General features: G+C 49.0%; 18 protein-coding genes and 1 tRNA gene. 5 read left to right on the top strand and 14 right to left on the bottom strand.

The genetic code is table 11. From position 1 onward, the window contains the following. Positions 1-526 precede the first annotated feature (526 nt). The 6 genes from WC259_RS02960 to WC259_RS02985 form a co-directional block, all read right to left on the bottom strand. A tRNA-Ala gene (locus WC259_RS02960) sits at positions 527-602 on the bottom strand. 35 nt (positions 603-637) lie between these two features. Further along, positions 638-1465 (bottom strand): patatin family protein, encoded by an 828-nt coding sequence (locus WC259_RS02965; RefSeq protein WP_011308856.1) that lies wholly within the window; start codon positions 1463-1465, stop codon positions 638-640. Further along, a complete protein-coding gene (locus WC259_RS02970; RefSeq protein ID WP_061977101.1) occupies positions 1443-2078 on the bottom strand; it encodes a GNAT family N-acetyltransferase in 636 nt (211 codons plus the stop codon). The genes WC259_RS02965 and WC259_RS02970 overlap by 23 nt, the downstream gene beginning before the upstream one ends. A 4-nt stretch (positions 2079-2082) precedes the next feature. Then, positions 2083-3675: an ATP-binding protein gene (locus tag WC259_RS02975; protein ID WP_011928773.1), complete on the bottom strand. Its 1593-nt coding sequence runs from the start codon at positions 3673-3675 to the stop codon at positions 2083-2085. Beyond that, positions 3672-4271, bottom strand: coding sequence for a hypothetical protein (locus WC259_RS02980; protein WP_011308859.1), 600 nt, complete (start codon positions 4269-4271; stop codon positions 3672-3674). The genes WC259_RS02975 and WC259_RS02980 overlap by 4 nt, the downstream gene beginning before the upstream one ends. A 69-nt stretch (positions 4272-4340) precedes the next feature. Further along, positions 4341-5546: a DNA double-strand break repair nuclease NurA gene (locus WC259_RS02985; RefSeq protein ID WP_011928775.1), complete on the bottom strand. Its 1206-nt coding sequence runs from the start codon at positions 5544-5546 to the stop codon at positions 4341-4343. Between the two features lie 124 nt (positions 5547-5670). On the opposite strand from WC259_RS02985, the gene WC259_RS02990 reads away from it, so the two are divergent. Both WC259_RS02990 and WC259_RS02995 read left to right on the top strand, forming a co-directional pair. Beyond that, the gene (locus tag WC259_RS02990; protein WP_011308861.1) at positions 5671-6294 is read left to right on the top strand and encodes a LysE family transporter; all 624 of its coding nucleotides are present in this window, start codon (positions 5671-5673) and stop codon (positions 6292-6294) included. Positions 6295-6320: 26 nt separating this feature from the next. Next, a complete protein-coding gene (locus WC259_RS02995; protein ID WP_011308862.1) occupies positions 6321-7346 on the top strand; it encodes a histone deacetylase in 1026 nt (341 codons plus the stop codon). On the opposite strand, the gene WC259_RS03000 is transcribed toward WC259_RS02995, so the two are convergent. From WC259_RS03000 to trmD, 8 genes are all read right to left on the bottom strand, one after another. Continuing rightward, positions 7320-8255, bottom strand: a complete 936-nt coding sequence (locus tag WC259_RS03000; RefSeq protein ID WP_011308863.1) for a cation diffusion facilitator family transporter — start codon at positions 8253-8255, stop codon at positions 7320-7322. The genes WC259_RS02995 and WC259_RS03000 overlap by 27 nt on opposite strands. A gap of 22 nt (positions 8256-8277) precedes the next feature. Beyond that, positions 8278-9183, bottom strand: a complete 906-nt coding sequence (secF, locus tag WC259_RS03005) for a protein translocase subunit SecF (RefSeq protein ID WP_015406914.1) — start codon at positions 9181-9183, stop codon at positions 8278-8280. Continuing rightward, entirely contained in the window at positions 9176-10525 is a 1350-nt protein-coding gene (gene secD / locus WC259_RS03010; protein WP_011308865.1) for a protein translocase subunit SecD, read from the bottom strand. Before secD ends, secF begins: the two co-directional genes overlap by 8 nt. Before the next feature lie 13 nt (positions 10526-10538). Then, a complete protein-coding gene (locus WC259_RS03015; protein ID WP_041224090.1) occupies positions 10539-12044 on the bottom strand; it encodes an HD domain-containing protein in 1506 nt (501 codons plus the stop codon). 150 nt (positions 12045-12194) lie between these two features. Next, a complete protein-coding gene (locus tag WC259_RS03020) occupies positions 12195-12596 on the bottom strand; it encodes a helix-turn-helix domain-containing protein (protein ID WP_011308867.1) in 402 nt (133 codons plus the stop codon). A gap of 259 nt (positions 12597-12855) precedes the next feature. After that, complete coding sequence (gene priA / locus WC259_RS03025; protein ID WP_372643119.1) at positions 12856-15303, bottom strand: primosomal protein N'; 2448 nt, start codon at positions 15301-15303, stop codon at positions 12856-12858. 20 nt (positions 15304-15323) lie between these two features. Continuing rightward, entirely contained in the window at positions 15324-15719 is a 396-nt protein-coding gene (rplS, locus tag WC259_RS03030; RefSeq protein ID WP_011308869.1) for a 50S ribosomal protein L19, read from the bottom strand. 123 nt (positions 15720-15842) lie between these two features. After that, the gene (trmD, locus tag WC259_RS03035; RefSeq protein WP_061977104.1) at positions 15843-16589 is read right to left on the bottom strand and encodes a tRNA (guanosine(37)-N1)-methyltransferase TrmD; all 747 of its coding nucleotides are present in this window, start codon (positions 16587-16589) and stop codon (positions 15843-15845) included. Between the two features lie 182 nt (positions 16590-16771). Between trmD and mraZ the strand changes: the two genes are divergently transcribed. The 3 genes from mraZ to ftsA all read left to right on the top strand — a co-directional run bounded on the left by mraZ (position 16772) and on the right by ftsA (position 19553). Continuing rightward, entirely contained in the window at positions 16772-17200 is a 429-nt protein-coding gene (gene mraZ, locus WC259_RS03040; RefSeq protein ID WP_011928783.1) for a division/cell wall cluster transcriptional repressor MraZ, read from the top strand. Between the two features lie 6 nt (positions 17201-17206). Then, on the top strand, positions 17207-18256 hold the full coding sequence (gene rsmH, locus WC259_RS03045) for a 16S rRNA (cytosine(1402)-N(4))-methyltransferase RsmH (RefSeq protein WP_015407548.1): 1050 nt from the start codon (positions 17207-17209) through the stop codon (positions 18254-18256). Positions 18257-18326: 70 nt separating this feature from the next. Beyond that, positions 18327-19553 carry a cell division protein FtsA gene (gene ftsA / locus WC259_RS03050; protein WP_011308873.1) on the top strand — a complete coding sequence of 409 codons (1227 nt, stop codon included), beginning with the start codon at positions 18327-18329 and terminating at the stop codon, positions 19551-19553. The last annotated feature ends 22 nt before the right edge of the window (positions 19554-19575 follow it).

The raw sequence follows: 19575 nt of genomic DNA on the forward strand, positions 1-19575 counted from the left end.
CTATACCCAAATCAAAACTGGAATCAGCAGTTATTACCCAGATAAAATCCAGGATATTGACCGAAGAAAACCTTGAAAACCTGGTGTCTTTGGTAAATAAAGACCTGGAATTAGCTTCAGTTCAATATAACGAGAGGCTTGCGGTCATTGATACTGAACTGGAGGATATTCGGCAGAGGTTAAATCGTTTGTATGAGGCGATTGAGAGCGGCAAACTTGATTACAGTGATCTATCACCTCGAATCAAGGATTTAAGGTCTCGCCAATCTGACCTTGAGAAATCCATGATTGTGGCTGAGGCTGAGTTATTAGCTAGCGGCAGTGAAAGCATTAAAATTGAACAAGTAAAAGCCTATGCAGGTGATCTTAAGCAACTACTGGCAGAAGCTGAAATCAGTGAGTGCAAAGCCTTCCTGAAAACATTTGTTAAGAAGATAGAGATAAACGGCAATGAGGCTACTTTGAAGTACAGATTGCCGCTGCCAGGGTTAAAAAACGGAAAAGAAGTTCTACCTATTGAGACTCTTGGTGGAGCTGAGGGGATTCGAACCCCTGACCTCCTCCTTGCAAAGGAGGCGCTCTCCCGACTAAGCTACAGCCCCACGGAGCACCATTATACCAAGTTTGAGTGAAAGTGTTAAATCGGGGGGGCGTAGCTGAATTTTTGAAGCAGCAGGTGTTTTAAATGAGGTACGGCATCAGTTGCCCCCAGCTCTCCCCGCAAGACTATTTCCGGGGCTTTCAGGAAATCGCCTGGACCTATTCCTGAAAGGTCAGGTTCAATGGCAATATCGGCGGCCAGCAGATTTTCCTGAGCCATATGTATTGACATAATATTTACTATCTGGAAGGCTGTATCAAAGACTGAGGGTTCCGAATCGCTGTTTTGTTTTATATAATCATGGCGGTAAATGGCATTTACCGCAATTACAAAATCTGCCCCCATGTCACGTACAATCTGAGCTGGAATAGGGGTAATAATGCCGCCATCCACCAGAAAACGGTTTTTGTTTTTCACCGGACGGAAAATAATGGGCAGGGACATGCTGGCAATTACTCCGTCAATAACAAGCCCCTCGTTAAAGATAACTTCTTCGCCGGTTTTAACGTCTGCGGCTACGCAGGCAAAGGGTTTCTTGAGTTCGGCAAAGGTGATGTCTCCGATAAGCTCTTTTAAATAACTTTTTATCTTTCGGGACGATAGGAAACCGGCTCTGGGGGCGGCCAAATCCAGAAGGGGCATAAGCTGTTTCCAACTCAGGTTATGTACTATTTCTTTCATTTCCTGCGGTTTATGACCACTGGCATATAGAGCGCCTATAATGGCACCCATACTGGTTCCGGTGACCAAATCCAGCGGTAAGCCTTCTTTTTCCAGTACTTCAAGCACGCCGATATGGATGATGCCTCTGGCAGCGCCTCCACCCAAGGCAATGCCTATTTTAGGCACTTTGGATTTGGGCATGAATAACCTCCTCAGTTAGCGGGGTATAACGCGCCGGGTTTTGTTCCCATTCTTCTCTGAGCAGTGACATAAACCAGACATCCGTCCATGTTCCCCTGACCAGTATATCCCGGCGCAGGGTTCCGTCAAGCTGGAAGCCGTTTTTCTCCAAAGTGCGGCGTGATGGCTGGTTTCCCTTAAAAACTCCGCCGAAAATACGCTCTGCTTTAAGGTGTTTGAAGGCAAAGTGAACACTTAAGCGTATGGCTTCTGTCATATAGCCTTTAGTCCAGTATTTGTGCCCCAGCCAGTATCCGATAAGGGCTTGCTCTTTATAGCCGATAAGTCTGAAAGCCAGACTGCCTATCAGGCCGGGTTTATCCACTCTTTCAATAGCAAAAGAGTAGCGATGACCTGTTTCAAAGTCGGCTGCTTCGTCCCGATATGCCAAGCGGAGTTCATTTATGGTTTTCGGGCCATCCCACATCAGGTGGCGGGTTACCTCGGGGTCTTTAATCAGGCTGAAGGCTTTATAGGCATCGGCGGCTTGAATTATTCGCAGCCTTAGGTTCTGGCTTTCTACAACTGCCTGCTTAAACCCCTGTCCATTCGTGGCCTCAAATATATCTGGCATATGTCTAGAAAAGCTCCTCTATTTCTTCGGAGCTGATTTTTTTCTGGCTGACTTCGTTATAGATATTTTGGTCGTACTCGCGGGGGACAAAGGCTACCGGCATGGGTACTGCCGCACCGAATATCAGGGCTTGCTGGCGTGAAGCCAGTTTGGCAAGGACGCCTTTGAGTTCGTTTTTACCGGAAACGCCTGAGAGTACGGCGTCTATATCTTTTTCGTTGTCCAGCAGGGCGGTTATTTTAGTGCCTAACTGGGACATCACTTCAGGGTCTATGCCCGAAGGCCGCTGGTCTATGATAAGCAGGGTGACATTGTATTTACGCATTTCACGGGCAATAGTGCCGAAGATAGTGCGGGAAGCCACTTCCGGGTTTAAAAATTTATGGGCTTCCTCTATGGTAATAACCAGCGGGGTGGGTTTGGAGGCATCTTCGGCCATGGCTTGTTCCATGTGGTCACGGTAGCTGGTATATATGCGGCGGGTAAGCAGATTGGCTACCAGTATGTAGGCGGTGATGTCTGTATACCGCCCGAATTCCAGTACTACGTTTATATTTCGGTTTAGGTATTCAAGCACCCTGTCTACTGCCTTGACCGGGGCATTTTCTACGATAAAGGGCAGGCGGGTAAGGGTATTAAGCCCCCTCCGCAGGTTCTGGAAAGTGCTTTCATGGATACTTAAAGTGTCCAGCAGTTTTTTATCTTCTTCTTCGTCTCCAATATTATTGGCTTCTTTTATCCAGTTTTTCTTGAAGTGCTTGCGTAGCTGGTAAACGGCTTCTACCGCCTGTTCGGTCAGATTAAGGGTCTGGCGGAGCAGGCTGATATCTTCCGGCTCTATTTCGTCGTAGCCTATCTTTACCTCAAAGTCCACGCTGACTTTGCGTTTGCGGGAGCTTTCCCCGTCTAAAGTAAATACGGCTACCCTGTCCGGAAAGAGCTGTTTTAGGGCTTTAACTTTGTGTTTTTTCTCACTGGTACCTTCCCAGCCGTATTCGGAGTGCATATCAAACACCAGATTTACGCAAGACCCTTTCTGGAGCATGCCGACCAGCAGGGTGCGGGTGAGGAATGTTTTGCCGGTGCCGCTTTTACCGAAGATGCCGTTTGAACGTTTGACCAGCTCAGGCAGGTTTAGGCAGAGGCGGGTTTCCATGTCCAGCGGGTTACCCACATAAAAATGGGTGGCGTCTTCCTTGCCGAATACCATCTCTATATCTTCGTTGGAGGCAATATCTACCGGGGCATAGTGGCTGGGTATGGTCTTGACCGGCTGAGGGCCATCCAGAAGGCTTTTTTCATCACTGCCCAGTACCAGATAGGGTATAACCTTCAGATCTCCGTAAGCGGCTGTACCGCTGAGTATTTCGGCCAGAAATTTTTCGTCTGAGGCAGGAGGGGTGAGCATAAGGCGCTGGTCTGTTACTCCCAGAGAAACATCGGTTATCATGCCCAGAAAGCGTTTGGTTTTGCCTTGAATGGTGACATAACGCCCAACCGCCATATCTTCTACCAAGGTTTCACCGTTCAGGCGGACATCTACCCCGCCGGAAAGTGAACCCCCTATTACAATACCCAGTTTGTTTTCAGTTGTCATAGCTGTATCCTCTCCAGGATTACTTTAAGCCGCTGGTACTGCCCTGGCAGGAGTTTGGCCAGCTCTTTGCCCGCTTTTACCAGAAAGGCTTGCTTGTCCGGGGCGGCGGCGGATAAGTGCCGCAGGCAGGCGGCGGTGACTTCGTCCGGGGGGACGGGCAGTTCGGAGTTTACAAGTATATTTAAAAAGCCGAATGATTTACAAAATTCAGCCGTTTCTTCCGGGGTGCAACTTTCCGCAAAGCTGTGAATATGGGCAGGGCGGGGCGGCAGGTAATGCAGGATTTGCCCTTGTCCCCTGTGCCCCAGTATCAGGCAGGAGAACTCACTCCGGAGGAGTTTACTTAGCTGGGGGCTTTGGGCATAGATAGCCTCTTCGCTGACTGCGTCCTGTCCGCGGGCAATGGGTTTTCTGCCCGGCTCTATGGATGAGGTGGTGGCATGATAGACGGCGGCGTAAATAGTATTTTCGCCTTCACCGGTTTTTACCAGTGCCCCCAGAGCGGGCGTGTTGTAAAGCTGGTAACACTGGGCGGTAAAGTCAGTGGTGCTGGTATCTATAACCTCGCCTATGCGGCTTGTACTTAGGTTGTCCAATTTCTCACCCCCTGCGGTTAATGGTGTATTCAAATTTGCCAAATAGACTAACGGGCTAGTTTACATAAACTATACCCAGCGGGTTTTTTTGCTCAGGCTCTTGGCGGAACTGCTGGGATTTATCTGGCTTGCGGTCAGCATTTCCTCTACCAGCTGGTTGAAAATACGCCTGTCCTGACCGCTGACTACTGCCTGTTCGTGGGCTTCGGAAAGAGATACGGGGTAGCCGTGTCCCAGACGGCACTGTTCCAGTATCAGGCTGTGGCTCAGGTTTAACAGCTCTGCGCAGTGTACTGTCCAGGCGGGCAGTTCCACTCTGGCTATTTCCTCACTGGTTTTCAGGTAGTAAAAATATACATGGTGTTCTCCGTAATATTTTTCCAGTATGGAAGATGAGCTGGCAAACAGGGCGGAACGTTCACCCGGTTTCAGTATACGGTCAAAAAGCATGCTGTCTGTGATGCCTGAGAGTATGTCACAAGGGCGTTTGCCGTTGGCAAGCTGGTCACATTTGCTTATGCAGTTTGCCGGTTCGTACGGGCAGTAAAGCAGGCGGAGGGTATTAACCACATCTGTGCTTCTGGGGTAACTGATATAGCTGGCCAGAGCCACTTGTCTGTCTTTTGTATTCAGGTTTTTTATTTGCTCCAGATATTTCAGATAGCCATCCACCAGCAGGTTTTCAACCACGTATTCGGGAAACTCTTTGGATAAGAGTGACCAGAGTATCAAAGTGCCGTCTCCAAGCGCCAGAGTGGGGAGGCCGGGTGCGGCGGCATCTGCCATTTCCGAAAGGTGCCGAGTTTCCTCTACGCTTCTTTTTATGCCCAGCAGAGTCCCTTCCACTGCTAGTTCTTTGCTTCCGCAGGAGATTACCATATCTTCGGGGCGGGCATACAGGACAGGCAGGCTTTCCAGGCTGGCAGACGGGGCTTTGCCGTATTCCAGTTGTACCCGGCCTATATTTATAAGGTAACAGCGGCTGAGCTGGTGGCGGTCTACGTCTATTTGTGAGCCGTCGGTAGCCAGTATGCGGTAACTTTGGGGCAAGACAGGCGGCTGGTGAACGGCATTGGGTATTTCTGCAGGCCTTGCTAAGAGAAAGGTGGTCTTGCTGCGTTCTACTTTGTCCAGCAGGCGCTGGTATTCAGCCGGAGTCCGCGCCATGCCGTCCAGACAGGCTTGAAGGTGTTTTTGATGTTCCAGATCACGGCCTTTCAGCTCTGAGACCATGTCCTGTATTTGAAGGGCGGTTTTGTCCAGGTTTAAAGACAATACCGTTATCTCCTTGTTTCTGCATTTGTTTCAGTATAAATCAAGATATGTATTCCCACAAGCAAGAAATGGCATTGATACGGGACACGTTTTGGTTTTTGCCCGTGCTGATAGAAGTGTTATAATGACTTTCATGTTAACCACGCTGCTTAGTGTTACGGTTATATCCTTTTCAGGTGTTCTTATGCCCGGTCCCATGTTTGCGTTGACTCTTTCCCGTAGCTATCATACCCCTTGGGCAGGTGCTCAGATTGTGCTTGGGCATATACTGGTGGAACTGCCTATTATTCTCCTTATCTATTTCGGGTTTGCCGGTTTTTTTGAGCTTATCTGGGTGCAGATACTGCTCAGTCTGGCCGGTGGAGTTATGATTGTTTACATGGGCTTGGGTATGATAAAAGCCCGGCGTGAAGCCAGCCAGGATAAGGCCTCCTTTAAACACAATACGGTAGTGTCCGGAGCGGCTATGAGCGCCTTAAATCCTTTTTTTCTGGTCTGGTGGGCAACTGTAGGGGCGATGCTGGTTATGAAAGTGTCAGACTACGGTCTGGCGGGGTTGGGAGCTTTGGCTGCCACTCATTGGCTGGTGGATTTGGCCTGGCTTTGTCTTATTTCATTTATTGTTTACCGCACCCATCGTCTGTGGGGGAGCAGGGTGAGGGAGTTAGTTTTTATAGGCTGCGGTTTGTTGCTGGTGGTTTTCGGAGTGTATTTTATCATCTCCGGGCTGAAACTGTGGCTTGCTTAATATTTTAAACCAGGAAAGGTTCGCTTATGGCTGTGGGGCTGGTTTATAACCATATATATTTAAATCATGATACAGGTACCCATGTGGAAAATCCTGACCGTTTATTGGCGATTATGGAATATCTGGAGACGCATGGCCTAAAAGACCGTTTGGTGCATATTGAGCCAAAGCGGGTGGGTATGCGTGAACTGGAGAGTTTTCATAAACGCAGTTATATAAGCCGGGTTGAGGAAGTGGGTTTCAGCGGAGGCGGCTGGCTGGATCAGGATACGGTTATTTCGTTGGATAGTTACGAAGCCGCTCTGTATGCCGTGGGCGGGGTGATTGAGGGAGTGGATAAGGTACTTTCAAGAGAACTTGATAGCGCCTTTGTGCTGTGCCGCCCGCCGGGTCACCATGCCTTGCCTGAGGCTTCCATGGGTTTCTGCGTTTTTAACAATGTGGCTTTAGGAGCCTTGCATGCCCTGAACAAGCATAAACTTAAGCGGGTAGCGGTGGTGGATTTTGATGTTCACCATGGCAATGGCATCCAGCATGTCTGTCTGAATGACCCCCGTCTAATTTATCTTTCTCTCCATCAGATTCATCATTTTCCTTTTACGGGAGACAGCCGGGAAAATGGTCCGTTTCAAAATATTTTAAATATCCCCTTGCCTGCGGGCTGCGGAGATAGCCATTATCAAAAGGCATTTGACGAGGTGATTGGTCCGTACCTTCGGAAATTTGCACCCGAACTGATACTGGTATGCGCCGGATATGATGCCCATTTTGCCGATGATATGGGCGAGATGTGTCTTTCCCAGCAGGGCTTTGCCGGTATAACCCGTGCCATAAAGCACGCGGCGGAGGAAGTTTGCGGGGGGAAACTGGTATTCAGTTTGGAGGGGGGTTACCACTACCTTGGTCTGGCCGAAGGAGTGGGGGCTACTCTGGCGGTTTTGTTAAATGAAGCATTGCCTCCCCCAAATACCAAAGCCCCCGAAGGGGCTGTGGGTAATCCTGATATTGACCTGATGATTAATGATTTACGGCATATTAACGGTATCAGGTAGCTCTGAATGGCGTTTTTTGCAGCTCATCTGGCACTCAGGGCAGTTTTCCTCGGTACAGGGTTCTACGTGGATAGTTACATAGTCTACCTTTAGTTTATCCTTAAGGTCCTGTTCCAGATGGTCACATATAGCATGAGATTTTTCCACCGAAAGTGTTTTAGGCATAACCAGATGCAGGTCTACATAACGGTAACTGCCGGCTTTGCGGGTGCGCAAGTTGTGAAATTCCACCAACTTTGACGTATGTTCGTTTATCAGGCTGGTAATAGCCTCTACCTCTTCTTTGGGCAGACGGGCATCTACCAGCGCCCCGAAAGATTTGTTGAGTATGTCCCAAGCGGCTTTGATGATGAGCAGTGCAACCAGCAAGGCTACAATGGGGTCAAGTATTACCCAGCCGGTTATTTTTACCAGAACAAGACCTACCAGCACTCCGGCTGAAGTGATTACATCAGTGGTAAGGTGTGAGGCATCTGCCTCCAGAGCAACTGAATCAGTCTCGTGGGCTATCTTTTTAAGATAACGCGAGACCAGAGTGTTGGCAACCACGGATATACCCATGATTACCACACCCCATTCCAGCATTTCCGGGGCAGAGCCTCCTATAAGTCTATTTACTGCTTCGTAGATTATCCATATAGCCGCTACGAATATAAGTACAGCTTCTACTGTACCGCTTACATTTTCCCACTTGCCATGCCCGTAAGGATGGTCAATATCTGCCGGTTTGTCAGAGGCTTTGACGCCGAAAAAGGCGATAACTGCGGCTATCAGATCCAAGGTACTGTGGATAGCCTCTGCCAGAATACTGACGCTACCGGTAACAAAACCAACTACCGTTTTCATAGCTATAAGAGTTGAGTTTGAAGCTATGGAGAATGATGCAGCTCTGGTTTTTCTGGTAGCCATTGTTTATCCTTGTATTATTTTATTAAGTTTTTTTAAAGGGTTTAAGCAGTTTGCCCCAGTCACCATTTTCCCAGGTAACCAGCAGGGAAGGGGCAACAAAAAGTGAGTCATAAGTACCGGCAATAAGACCGATAAGCATAACTATACTTAGGTTCTGGATAGACGCCCCAAGGAAGAGCATAAGGGCTACTACAGTAATGATAACCGTAAAGCTGGAGTTAATGGAACGGACTATGGTTTCCATAATACTCTGGTTCACCACTACCTCAAAGCTGGGGTGAATGCCTTTAAGCTGGTTTTCCCGTATGCGGTCAAAGACCACTACGGTGTTGTTGATACTGTAGCCGATAACGGCCATGATACCGATAATGAACATAAGGTTTATTTCCCAGCCGAAGATACCCGCCAGCAGGGCGAATATGCCCAGTACCACCAGGGCGTCATGGAAAAGGGCTATGACTGCGCAGGTGCCGTAATGGAAAGGTTTGGGCATGCGGCGGAAGGCCCAGGTAACATACAGAAGAATGCCCACCAGAGCCGCCCCAATAGCTATCAGCGCCATTTGGGTGGTCTGCCTGGCAATCATCGGGTCTACATTTTCAAACCCGCGTTCGGTCAGGTTGCCGAATGTTTCTTCCAGAGAAGTTTCCAGAGAGATTTTCTGGCTAACATCAAGCTGGCTGGTGCGGATAAGATAATCTCCGTCACCGGTTACTTGAACAATAGCTTCGTTTTGCCCCAGACTTCTCAGTTCCTGAGTGAGTTCATCAATGCTGACTGTTTGGTCAAACTTGACGGTCAGCATTGAGCCGCTGGAAAATTCGATGCCGGGTTTCAGCCCGAATATCAGCAGTGAGGCCAGTCCGGCCAGTATTATCAGGGCGGATATAAATATAAACAGGGGTCTGTGTTGTATTATCTTATTCATTTTTGCCTCTTGTCTGGGTGGTGAATAGGGCTAGCTTTTTGCCTGTTTTTGTGCCTACAAAAAGCCTGAGCAGAGTGCGGGTAACAAAAATGGCGGTGAACATGCTGACGGCTACGCCCAAAAACAATGTTACGGCAAAGCCCTTAACCGGTGCACCGGCCGCAATAGTGCCACCCACCCAGAACAGAATGCCGCAGGCTATAAAAGTGGTAACGTTTGAGTCCCAGATGGCAGACCATGCACGTGAAAACCCGGCTTCGACTGCTGCTCCCAGAGTTTTGCCTGAAAGAAGTTCCTCTTTCAAACGGGCAAATATAAGGATATTGGCGTCTACCGCCATACCCGCCGATACAATAAAACCGCCTATACCCGCCAGTGTAAGGGTAACAGGCACCAGCTTGAACAGAGCCATTACGATGACCCCGTAGAACACTAAAGCTATGCTGGCCAGCAGGCCGGGAAGGCGGTAAAAAGCTATCATAAATATCATAACCAGAATTATGCCTACCAGACCGGCTTTTACGGCCAGATCTACAAAATTTTGACCCAGAGTGGGTGAAACGGTTTGCTCGTATATAGACTCCAGAGGTACCGGTAGGCGGCCGGCATTCAGCTGGTTGGAAAGCATATCTGCTTCGTTGTAGCTGAGGCCTTCTATAACGCCGCTGGTTTCAATAACATTATTTATGACGGGGGCGATGGGTACTCCGTCATCACCGGAAAGAGCTTCGTCACCTTCAAAAATACCCAGCTGCTGGTTTAAAAGGCGGGTGGTTATTTCCTTGGATAATTTAGCACCGGTGGCGTCCCATTCAAACACCAGCAGGATATTTCCGTACTGGTCACGGTTGACATAAGTGCTGTCTTTAAAATAGGCACTGGTCAGGGCATATTCAACCCCGTCAATAGTAGCGGTGACCGGTTTCCATTTGCCCAGACTGTTTTCCCATTTATAGTCTTCTCCGTCAGCCGCCAGTTCGCCAAACTCCAGCAGGGCGGTACGGCCGATACGGGCTTTTTGTTCGTCTGTAATATCCAGACCCGGCAGTTCGACTACTATTCGGTCATCTCCCTGACGCTGGATTAACGCTTCGGTTACACCCAGTGGGTTGATGCGGTTGGATATAACCTCAACCACGCCGTCCATTACTCCGTCAATATCACTTTCGTCTACGTTGGACAAGTCAGCCTGGTATACCATGTGCAGGCCTCCTTTTAAGTCCAGACCAAACAGGATTCCCTTGCCCAGAAGTGTGCCTTTGTCCGTCGGCAGCACTATCGTGAAAGCAAGGATCATGGCGGCCAGTATGGCCAAAAACACGAGCCCGTTTTTCCTTCGCATAATTCTCCCCAAGCTAATTTAGATTATTTTCTGGCTTGCCCCCAAGCCTTTGGCTGATAAATTTAAAGGCCTCCCGGCGGGTTTTTATTTCACCGGCCGCCTGGGCCTCGGCAATTTCACCAAGCAGGATTTTTATTCGGGGACCCGGCCTGAGGGCAAAGCGCTCTATCAGGTCGGTACCGGTTATTAAACGTTTTGGAGTCAGTCTGGTTAGCTGTCTTTTCTGCTCTGATAAAATGTGCGCTACTATATTAACATGTTCTTGCCAATTTGCCACCATCAAATTTGGCCCATCTGTTGCCAAATGGTCTGCCAGACTTAGGTAAAGGGTGGCAGTGGCGGCTTCCGAAAGGTCACGGAAATAGCGGTAAATAGCTTTTGAAGACGGCAACTGGCCGTCAGGATTCATCTGTACCGGACGCAGATGGTAGCAGACCATTTTCTCTACCAGTGAGATTTCTTTTTTTGAAAAACGCAGACGGGTGAGTATTTCAGATGTAATTCGGCTACCTTCCAGCGGGTGACCGGTAAAACGTACCCGTCCGTCAGGGTCTGTGCTGCGGGTTTGGGGTTTGGCAATATCATGCAGCAGGGCGGCCAGTTTGGCCAGAGTGCGGATACGGGAAGTACCGCTTATTTGCTGGATGAAATATTTTTCAAAATTACTGTCACGGTAAATTTCACTGGTTATTTCAGGTTTTTGGTATGGCCAGACAGATTTGCCCAGTATGGCGTCCAATGCATAAATGGTTTTTATAGAGTGTTCAAGCACATCCCATGTGTGTTCGTAGGGCTGTGGGTGCCGGTAGCAGGGATCAAGCTCCGTGAATATGCTTAGTAAAAGCCCCAGTTCGAGGCACTTTTCCCAGATGCCTGTCTGGCTGGTTTCAAGGAGTTTCAGGAGTTCTTCCCGAATTCTTTCGCCGGCAACAGTTGATATCAGGCCGGCGTGGGTTGTAATAAGACTTTGAGTTTGTTCGTCCAGCTCAAAGCCGAGTTCGGCTGACAAACGTATAGCCCGTATCAACCGGATGGGGTCAGCTCTAAAAACTTCGGATGAGGTTACCCGTATGACCCTGTTTTTAATATCCCTAAGCCCCTGCATGGGGTCAACAATAGCGTGTATTTGCAGATTGCCGTGATTTAGGGCAGACAAGGGTGCGGCCATGGCGTTAAGGTTGAAATCACGCCGGGCAAGGTTTGCCGAAATATCTGGCGTGCCGGAAATATCCAGCTGAAAACCGGGCAGCATGACTCTGGTTACGTCATTATCTGCATCAAGTACTATCTGAGTGGCTTTGAAATGACGGGATATCTTGGAGGCAGCAGAAAAGCCGTTACCTATTACGCACAGGTCAATATCTGCAGTCGGTTTTTTAAGCACAAGGTTACGCAAAAACCCGCCCACCAAATAGGTTTCAGTGCCTTCCGCTGAAAGCAAACGGTGGAGGTCTTCAAGCAAGGCAGAGGTTTTTTTATCTGTATGGAGCAGCTGGTTTTTATTCGTCACGGTTTTCACCCAAAAATCCACTAAACTATACTCCGAACGTATCTTCAATATCAAGAAAATTACGTTTGATTAGCTTTGGGTGGCAGCCGCTGAAAAACACACCCCGGTACCTGCCGCAGATGCGGCGGCATTTTTGAAAAGCCTGAAGTACTTATTTTGCTAGGTCATAGACTTGGAGATACTTTTCAGCATAGCTAGAATGGCAATGACCGCTCTCTGCAGTTCAATAGGCTCTTGTGCCAGCACTTTGGCTACATAAGGGTCAAGCTGTCTGGGGATAGAAGTATATTCCGCTTCCATCTCCGAGATACTGTCCTTCTGGGGAGTAAGATATCCGGCCAGAGTGAATAACTCATCTTCTTCAAAACCCAAAGGATGAGCAATTCGTTTGAGTATTCTGGCAGACGGAAAACGCTCGCCGCGCTCAATGCGCCCCAGATGCGAGGGTGAGACGCTGGTCTTGGCGGCCAGCTCTTGCAGGGTAAGCGGTATTTTTACCCTTTGTTGACGGATTATCTCTCCAAGGTCTGCCCAGCCATTTGATGATGTGGCTTTACTCATGATCTTCCTGCCTTAGATATAATTCGGGTAAGGACTGAATATGATAAGGGTATAATAATATTATACGATAACAGCAAAGCATATGCCAGATGTCAATGTCTGAGCTTTTTACAATGTATACCACTGAACAACAGGTGTCAAAATTAGTATTTTTTGTATACTCATATTTTACAAATGGTATATAGGTAATATTGCCATTTTGGTCCAGCACAGGACAAAAGGCACTTTTTTAAAACGAAAATTTGAGTATTAAAAGGATCTAGCATAAGCCGTATGGATCAATATCAATACTCCAGCCTTGCCCCAGGTTGATATCCCGGAGGAAATTGGCCGGGTTTGGTGAGCGCAGGATTATCTGGTATCGGTAACGTCCCCGCAGGCGCTGGATAAAGGCGGGAGCCGGCCCCAGAATCTCCAGCGTGCCTGAACCGGCCGAATCAGCCTTTTCCCGAAGCGTTTGTGCCAAAAGTATAGCCTGCTGCTGACAAAAGTCATGGTTCAAATGACTGAAAACCAGACAAGCCAATTTCTGGAAGGGGGGATTATTCAGTTCTCTGCGGTAGTCTATTTCTTTGGCATAAAAACCCGGATAATCATGGCAAACGGCTGACTGGATAGCGTAATTTTCAGGTGTGTAGGTCTGGATAACTACTTTGCCGCCTGCCAGACCCCGTCCGGCCCGTCCGGCTACCTGTGCCAGCAGCTGAAAAGTGCGTTCGCCTGCCCGGAAATCCGGCAGGTTCAGGCTGATATCCGCGTTTATTACCCCCACCAGAGTTACTCCGGGCAGGTCAAGCCCCTTGGCTACCATCTGGGTGCCGATGAGTATGTCTGCCTGATGGCGGCTGAATTTGTCCATTATCTGCTGGTGGGAGTCTTTGCCTTTGGTAACATCACTATCCCAACGAAGCAGTTTTGCCTGAGGAAAAGCCAGCCCGGTTTCTTCCTCCAGTTTTTGGGTTCCCATGCCAAGATATTTAATCCGGCGGCTTTTGCAGTTCGGGCAGGTGAGGGGATTGGGATAATGCCTGCCGCACTGATGGCAGACCAGATTTTCCTGGTCAGGGTGGTAAGTAAGCGGTGTATCACAGCTTTTGCACATGGCTACATAGCCGCAGTCACGGCACTGGATAAAACTGGCACCGCCCCGCCGGTTTATGAAAAGGATGGCCTGCTCATGTTTTGCCAGTACTTTTTCAATCGAAGCATGCAGGTTGCGGGAGAAAATACTCCGGTTGCCTTCGGAAAGTTCGGTGCGCATATCTACCAGCTCGGTTTTGGGCAGGGAAGCACCTCTGTAGGGGGTCAGGCGTTCGGGCAGTTCCAGCAACTGGTAAAGGCCGTTTTGGGCTTTAAAATAGCTGTCAATATCCGGGGTGGCACTGCCCAGCACCAGAACTGCACCATATTCTTCAGTCATTTTTAGGGCGACTGTGCGGGTGTGATAACGGGGTTGAGGGTTCTGCTGTTTATATGTCCATTCGTGCTCTTCGTCTATGATGATGATACCCGGTTTATCCAGCGGGGCAAAAAGGGCACTTCTGGGTCCGATTACTATATCGGCCTGACCGTTTTTTATCCTTTGCCATTCGTCAAACTGTTCACCGGGACTGAGGCGGCTGTGAAGTACGGCCACCCTGCCGGGGAAACGCCCGGCAAAACGGGCAATAGTCTGGGGGGTAAGGGATATCTCAGGTACCAGTACAATGGCTTTTTTGCCCAGACGCAGAGCTTCAGCCAGCGCCTGCAGGTATATTTCGGTTTTGCCGCTGCCGGTTATTCCGTGCAGTAAAAAGGTACGGGGATTCTGGTCATCTTCGGGCGGAGTATTCAGGGAACGGTTGATAGACTCCAGACACTTTTCCTGAGGAGGGCTTAGTTTAAGGTGGGGCAGGGTTTCTATGTGGCTGTAATCTATCGGCTGGCGGAATACCTGATGCTCCTCAGTTAGTATTAGCTCTTTCTTCTCCAGAGCTTTCAAGATTGCAGCATTATTTTTAACCAGCAAATTCAGACGGCTTTTGGAAATGCCTTGCGGGTTTTCCCGGAGGCACTCAAAAACCTCGGTCTGGCGGGGAGATAACTTTGGCAGAGTCTGGTCTTTAATAAATGCCAGTGCCTGCTCACTTAGGCCGAAATGTTTTTCAAATTTGGTTTGTGTCCGTACCGGGCTTATCTGATAGGTTCGGTTGATAAGCCCCTGATTTATCAGCTTTAGTATGGCGGTTTGGGTGGTTTTTTTGCCGAATATATTTTCCAGTTCAGTTTGAGGGGTAATATCTCTGGTCTGCAACCAGTCAAATATTTTTTGTAAACTTGGGCTGAGGGTTGCAGGCGGTTTTTCGCTTTTATTCAATGGTGAGGGCTCAAGGCTGATATAGGCTACGCTGCGGCGTTCAAAAGACGGAGGCAGCATGGGGGAAAGGGCTTCGTAGATGCTGCATAAATAGGTTTGGCTTATCCATGCGGCTAGGTTAAGCTGATGAAAAGAAAGAAGCGGCGTATCAGAGATAACGCCGCAGATTTCACGTGTTTGCCCAAATGCCGGCTGGTCAGATACCTCAAGGACTATGCCCTGAACTATTTTGGGCCCGAAAGGAGCCCAGACCGCCTGGCCGGGTTTGATTTCTAACCCCAAAGGTATGGAGTAGGAAAAACTGCCCGGTCTAAGTACCGGAGTGTTTACGGCCAGTTCGGCAAAAGCCAATCTATACCCCCTAAGAAAGCTTAAGAGGGTGTCTGTTTAACTTCTTTAATGCGGGCTGCTTTTCCGGAAAGCTTGCGCAGGTAGAACAGGCGGGCACGGCGTACTCGGCCCTTCTTCATAATCTCAACCTTGGTAACATTGGGTGAGAGGAAGGGGAAGGTGCGTTCAACGCCCACACCGTAGCTTATACGGCGAACGGTGAAATTGCCGCCGTCAGCGGCCTGTTTGACCTTCAGGACTACACCCTGGAACATCTGAATGCGTTCTTTGTCGCCTTCTTTAATGCGGGCGTGTACTTTTATAGTATCACCGGGGCCAAAATTTGGTAAAACTTTTTCGGCCTTGGTATTTTCTACAGCAACTGTTTCTTCTTCACTGGTTTCAGGGGCTTCCTGATTATTCATAGTCTCTTCCATGGTGGTAAAAACTCCTTTAAATATCAACGGAATATTAAAACACAAACCCAATTCATAATCAAGTGCGCGGGTTTGGCAGGGGCATAGCGGGGTGTTTGCATACCTTATATATAATAGCAGATTTTAACCCTGAGCGTTTTCTTCGGCCAGAATCTCGTCTACCAGTTTTCGGTCGGTTTTAGAGAGTGGTATTTTTTCAAACATATCCGGGCGTCGTTTCAGGGTACGCCTGAGAGATTCTTTCCGCCGCCAGCGGTTTATCTGGGCATGATTTCCGGAAAGAAGCACGTCCGGTATGCCCCAGCCCCTGAATACAGGGGGGCGGGTATAGTGGGGGTGTTCCAGCAGGCCGTTTGAGTGGGAATCATCCTGTGAGGATTCGCCTGAACCAAGCACGCCGGGTATCAGGCGGGAAACAGCATCTATAACTACCATGGCAGCCAGTTCGCCGCCGGTCAGTACAAAATCACCGATGCTTATTTCATCTGTGGCCAGATGTTCACGCACCCGTTCGTCAAAGCCTTCGTAATGGCCGCAAATTATAATCAGCCGTTCGTGCTTCGCCAGTTCACGGGCTACTTCCTGATTGAAGGAGCGTCCCTGAGGGGAGAGCAGGATAATCGGGGCAGGGGTGGGGTCTTCCCTGAGGACGTCTTCTACCGCCTCAAACAGCGGTTCAGGCTTAAGAAGCATGCCGGCACCGCCTCCGTAAGGGGAGTCATCTACCGCATGATGCTTGTCATGGGCAAAATCCCTGAAGTTATGTATTTCTAACCTTACCAGATTATTGTCTGTTGCCCGCTTGAAAATGCTTTCTTCAAAAGGGGACTGAAACATCTCAGGGAAAAGGGTTAATACATCTATTTTCAAGCTTTTCTCTCCTATTTTTACCCCTTGACGTTGTTCTATTTTAGCATACCCTTTTGGCCAGACTCAAAAGCTCAATAGATATATAAAAATATATTTTCAAAGGCTTGACAAAGGGGGTGTTCGCTTATAGAATGGGAAAAAGTGGGGTAATGTGGTAAGTCGGGGAGAGAGTACCTAAGAAGATGTTTTTCGGAGAATTTGAGTACAAGCTGGACGAAAAAGGGCGTTTCCCTTTGCCGCCTGCCATCAGGCCCAGCCTGAAGGACGGTTTGATACTTGCCCCCGGCACCGGTGAGAAATGCATTTATGCTTACCCCCTGTGCGAATGGAAAAAACTGGCTGAAAGCTTGAAGAGTACTACGGTTGCTCCCAGCAAGATGCGCCGCCTGAACAGGGCTCTATTCGCTTTGGCTTTTGATGTTAATCTGGATGCTCAGGGTCGTTTGACCCTGCCTGCACCTTTAAAAACCTATGCTGGGGTTAATATAGAGGTTATTGTGGCAGGTGTCAACAATTATTTGGAGATATGGGACAAGGAGACTTGGGAGTCTGAAAAGAAGGCCAGCCAAGAGCAGGCCTGGCAAATAATAGAAACGCTTGAGGAGCATTAGACAAAAGTGATTGAATATCCTCATATACCGGTTATGCTGGAAGAGTCCATACAGGGGCTGGGGGTTATACCCGGAGGCCGTTATGTGGACTGTACTTTGGGGGCAGGTGGCCATTCGGAGGCTATTTTAGAGCACAGTTACCCCGGCGGGCAGCTTTTGTCTATAGATGCAGACCCCAGTGCCATAACTCTGGCGGCCGAACGGCTGAAGAGTTTCGGCAGTTCGGTTTTACTGGTTAATGACAATTTTGCGAATTTGAAAGATATATGCCAGCGGTATGAATATATGCCGGTACATGGTATTTTGTTTGATTTGGGTCTTTCCTCCATGCAGTTGGACAGGCAAGAATCCGGGTTTAGTTTCCAGATTGAAGCTCCTCTGGATATGCGGTTTTCCCCTGAGCAGGAGCTGACGGCGGCAGATATTATTAACGGATACGATGTGACTGAACTTTCCGATCTTATTTGGAAATATGGAGAAGAACCTTTTAGCCGGCGGATTGCCAGAGCTATTGCAGAGAAAAGGCCGTTTAAAACCACCACCGAACTGGCTGCTGCTATAGAGAGGGCGGTAGGCGGGCGTCATGGACGTATTCATCCGGCCACCCGTACTTTTCAGGCTTTGCGGATAGCCGTAAATGAAGAGCTTTCTCACCTGGAAAGTGCTCTTTCGCAGGCTCATAGCCTGCTGGGTCATGGCGGGCGGCTGGTGGTGATAAGTTACCACTCGCTTGAAGACCGTATTGTGAAGCAGTATTTTCAAAAGGAAGCCAAGGGCTGTATATGCCCTGATGATATTCCCCAGTGTGTTTGTGACCACCAGCCTTCGCTGAGAATTATAAACCGCAGGGTGATTACCCCTTCGGATGAAGAAATATCCCGAAACCCGCGCAGCCGAAGCGCCAAGATGCGGGTAGCAGAGCGGATTATAGAACCCGGCGAGGGGCGTTTTTTTTCCAGCCGGGAAGATGAATTAGTTAATCATGTCAGCAGAACTGGCTCTGTTCAGCATGGACAGGCTAAACATAAGGGGGTGGTCCAGAGGGGAGGAAGCTGATGTGCGGAAAGGATTAATTTTCCCGTAAGGGATTTTTGAGATACCCGGTTTTGCAAATGGAGGGAGATATATGAAAAACAGAATCGTTACAGCGATTGATGTCGGCACTACCAAGATCTGTACTATAATTGCCGAAGTAAATCCTGTGGGCGGTGTCAACGTAGTAGGTGTTGGCATTGGCCCTTCGCAGGGTTTACATAAAGGTCTGGTAGTAAACATCAATGACGCCCGGGAATCCATCCGTGAGTCCATCCGTAAGGCGGAACAGGCTTCCGGATACAAGGTTGAATCCGCCTATGTAGGCGTAACCGGCCGCCATGTGACCTCTATGAACAATAAGGGTGTGGTGGCTATTACCAGAAATGACCGTCTGGTAAGAAGTGATGACCTGAAGCGGGTAATGGCTACCGCTCAGAACATCAGCGTTCCTAATGACCGCAAATTGCTCCACGTTATTCCCAGAACCTATGCAGTTGACGGCCAATCCGGGGTAAAAAACCCGGTGGGTATGCATGGTTTCAGGCTGGATGTGGAAACACATATTATTACTGCGGCCGCTACCTCGGTACAGAACCTGGTGAAGTGCATTCGGGGGCTGGGCATTGATATTGATGACCTGGTACTCGAACCTATTGCTTCCAGTGAAGCTGTACTGACTGATGACGAAAAGCAGGTGGGTGTTATTCTGGCCGATATCGGCGGAGGCACCACTGATATCTGCGTCTTCAAAGATGGTAGTATCTGGCACACGGCTATTATCCCGGTGGCTGGTTATCAGCTGACACGTGATGTGGCTATTGGCCTGGGCCTTCCCTTTGACGTTGCCGAGGAAATGAAGAAACGCTACGGCAGCGTCCTGCCCGTATATGAAACCAAAATGGAGTCTCCCAGCCCTATCTGCGAAGATGGCCATGGTGTTTCTTATCAGGACCTGTGTGACATTATCCGCGCCCGGGTGGAGGAAGTTCTGCGCCTTATCATGCTGGAGATACCTAACTCGGACTATGACAGTCTGGTACCGGCTGGCCTGGTACTGACCGGCGGCAGCTCTAATCTGGCGGGTATGGAAACTCTGGGACGGGATATCCTGCGCATACCGGTAAGGGTAGGAAACCCTGACAAGGTTTACGGCATTGTGGATTCACTTCATGATCCGGCTTATGCCACCGGTGTGGGCCTGCTCCTCTGGGGTGCCAAGCATCAGCCTGTTAAAAAATCATGGCTGGATAATATCGGCTTTTTCGGCCGAATGCGTAACTTGCTTAAGGGTTTTGCCGGTCTGTTTGGAACTAACTAAATAAAGTAAAATTTTAGAACGA

The organism is Dehalococcoides sp., from assembly GCF_041654235.1.
GTDB lineage: Bacteria > Chloroflexota > Dehalococcoidia > Dehalococcoidales > Dehalococcoidaceae > Dehalococcoides > Dehalococcoides mccartyi_B.